This window comes from Aquabacterium soli (assembly GCF_003933735.1).
Taxonomy (GTDB): Bacteria; Pseudomonadota; Gammaproteobacteria; order Burkholderiales; family Burkholderiaceae_C; genus Aquabacterium; species Aquabacterium soli.
The window spans coordinates 1-2,908 of sequence record NZ_RSED01000047.1; the positions used below are offsets into that span (position 1 = coordinate 1).

Sequence of the window (2,908 nt, forward strand, 5' to 3'; positions counted from 1 at the left end):
GCTTGACCAAACGGTTAGGCTAATGGCAGGTGCGCGATTGATGAATTTAGCGGCCATTTTTGCTTGAGCGTATGGCATTGATGAGATGTTGCGCTAGGCCACCTATTGCAGCTCCGGCAACGATATATAGCTTCGCGTCCAGCCATGACTCCGCTCCGGTGACTCTTGCAATGGTTGCTCCTAGACACGCACCCACGGAGATCAGCAGTACGAATGGCCAAAACTGTTTGTTCATGTGTGGCCTAACGAGGCTGCAGAAAAACTCCCGCGCTCGCGCTACGCGGTCGTTTTACGGGGTCCTTGAACCACTCCCGGCAATGAGATCGTCGATCCTGGGTCGTTCTGAGAGGTCGATTTTTCTGCGATGACAACACTGCGCTCCTCCTGGGAAGTTTTTCTGCAGCCTCAACGCTCGCGGTAAGCCGCGCCGGAGTGCGAAGCACGGAGGGCACCCACAAGCGGAGCTTGTGGGCGTCGGCTTGACCAAATTGTTAGGCTGGTGACAGGTGCTTGGCTCGCAGAAACGCGCGCTTCTTTTGCTATTGGAGGTGCATTCATAACGCGCCAGATTCCTAAGAAAGTGCGTTGACGCCTAGCATGAGCAAGGCGAAGGTTAGAGGAAAGGCGCATAGGAAGAATACAGTGAGTGCGATGCCATCCAGCAAAGATAGGCCTGGTTGCAGCACGCTAATTTCCGGCTTTTGTGGATGGTAGCGTGCAAGAGATCTCTTGCCGTTGATTTGCTTGGCTTGAGAAGGCATTGTTTCGACCGATGGAACAATGCCAAATGGAAATCGGAGCTGCTGCCCTTGATAGGCTATGCCATTTACTTCGTAGCGATAACGCACTTTAAGCGTGCGCGTTGACGATCCATCATCAATGTCCTCAGTGTCTTCAACTCTGGCTCGAACCCGCTGCGTTGGTGCTGTGGGCCAGCGCCGACTTGCAAAAGAGTACTTTGTTCGAATGATGACCTCGAGCGCGGCGTATCCAATATATGCAGCTGAGGAAAAGTAGGCGATAGGCCATATCCCGGAAAGAGATGCGAGCACTACCAAGAAGATCAGCAGCAGAGCAGCGATAAAAAGCTTCATTCGCGCAGAATTAAGTTGGGCCTAACGAGGCAGGAATACCCAGTCCGCGCAGGCGCCAGCGGCCAAGATGTTGATCTTGGACTGGTGCATGTTGACTGTGGGTGCTGAGAATGAATACGGCGCCTGATGGCGCGCGCGAGGCACTTGCAGGCCCCCTGGCCCGCGATATTCACATCGCATACCTGCTCCCTGCGAGTTTCTCGATGTTGTGAGCCAGAGCATACAACTTCCATTGCGTGTTGACCTNAGCCAGAGCATACAACTTCCATTGCGTGTTGACCTTGGCTGTTCCCCTCAAGGTGAAGCGTTTGATCGCCTTGTTGTGGCGCAGATTCGCAAACACCGGCTCGACGGTGGCGAAGCGTTTGGCGATCATCAGCTTGCCCAAGGCGCTGTCAATGAGTTGCCTCATGCGCGCCAGCAAGTCTGGCTTGTCGCTGGGCACCTTTCCAGAGAAGAAGGCGACCTGACGGGTCTTGGTGTTCTCAGGCGTTCGCAGGCAGCGATGTCGCAGTTCGCAGGGCATGCAGTCGCGCTGCGCACCTTGGAACTTCACGGCCATCATGCCGTTGATGACGCACTGCGAGCCGTTTCCGTACAGGCGCTTGCCTGCCGGGCAAATGCAGATGCCGTTGTCCTTGTCCAGATGGAAGTCTTCGGGCGTGAACAGCTTGATCGAGCGCTCCTTGGTGCTCTTGTCATGCAGCGGATCGGGACGGTCACGGTAGTGCTCCTGTTCGGCGTAGGCAGGGTCACGCTGCCGATATCCGTTGTCGGCCACGAAGGCAGTGATCCCCTTGTCGTGCAGATGCTGCAGGCCATCCTTGGAGTGGTAACCGGCATCGGCTGTGATCACGGTTTGCTCGTTGCGCCAGGCGTCGGTCGCATCTACGACTGGTGCAAGCAGACCTTGTTCGGATCCGGTGCCAAAGGCCTGAGCATCAATGATGACCTGTGCCTTTTCATCGACGGCTGCCACGCCAGTGTAGCCCTGGATGACACCTTTGTCGGTGGCCATCTTGGCTGAGTCGTTGTCGGTGAGGTTGGACATCACGGTGCGCCCCTTGGCGCCTCGCTTGTCATCGGGGTGTTCGCTCAGCCAGCGCTGCATCTGCCGGGCTTGTTGCTGCAAGCGCTCCAGCTTGCGAGCTTCGCGCTGTGCCTCGCCATCTGGCAGGGCATCGGCTTGGCGATGCGCGCGGATCATGCCCTGTGTCTGCTGCTCCAGCTTGCTCAGCCGGCGAACGAAGTCGGCGCGGGTGCCGCTCTTGCGCTTGGATGCATTGGCCGGCAGCTTGACGCCATCGATGGCAAACATTTCCCGACCAATGAGCCCTTGTGCATCACACAGGTACAGCACCTGGGCAAAGAGCTTGGCAGCCTCATCGCCCAGCTCGGCCACGAAGGCCGCCAATGTCGTACTGTGGGGCTGGCTGTCACCGCTGACGGCCATGAAGACGATGTTCTCCCGGCACGCAGCCTCCATCTTGCGGCTGCTGACGATGCCTCGGCTGTAGGCCAGCAGAACGATCTTGAGCAGCACGGCCGGATCATAGGCCGGTGCGCCACCATCGTCATTGCAGATCCTCGATCTCAGCGGCTGCAGGTCCAGATCGTGGTCGATCAGATGGCACAGCGCATATTCAAAGCTGCCAGGCTGGATCTGTTTATCGAAGTCCACCGGAAGCAGCACCAAGCCGCTGCGCACAGGTTTGAATCGGGCCATGACGGGTTTCCTCCTGCAAGGAAACCAAGCACGTCATGGGCCAAGTTGAAGGTTTTTCTGCACCTTCAACGCCCAGGTTAACCGGCGC

The 2,908-nt window shown here is 57.4% G+C and carries 2 protein-coding genes; both read right to left on the reverse strand.

The features are described 5' to 3' along the window. Positions 1-572: 572 nt before the first annotated feature. On the reverse strand, positions 573-1,094 hold the full coding sequence (locus EIP75_RS23665) for a DUF3592 domain-containing protein (RefSeq protein ID WP_125245649.1): 522 nt from the start codon (positions 1,092-1,094) through the stop codon (positions 573-575). A 169-nt stretch (positions 1,095-1,263) separates the two neighbouring features. Then, the gene (locus EIP75_RS23670) at positions 1,264-2,820 is read right to left on the reverse strand and encodes a transposase (protein ID WP_125245650.1); all 1,557 of its coding nucleotides are present in this window, start codon (positions 2,818-2,820) and stop codon (positions 1,264-1,266) included. Positions 2,821-2,908 lie beyond the last annotated feature (88 nt).

Excerpts from the sequence above, each read along its gene's own strand:
- EIP75_RS23665 (WP_125245649.1), bottom strand. The coding sequence starts at position 1,094 with ATGAAGCTTTTTATCGCTGCTCTGCTGCTGATCTTCTTGGTAGTGCTC.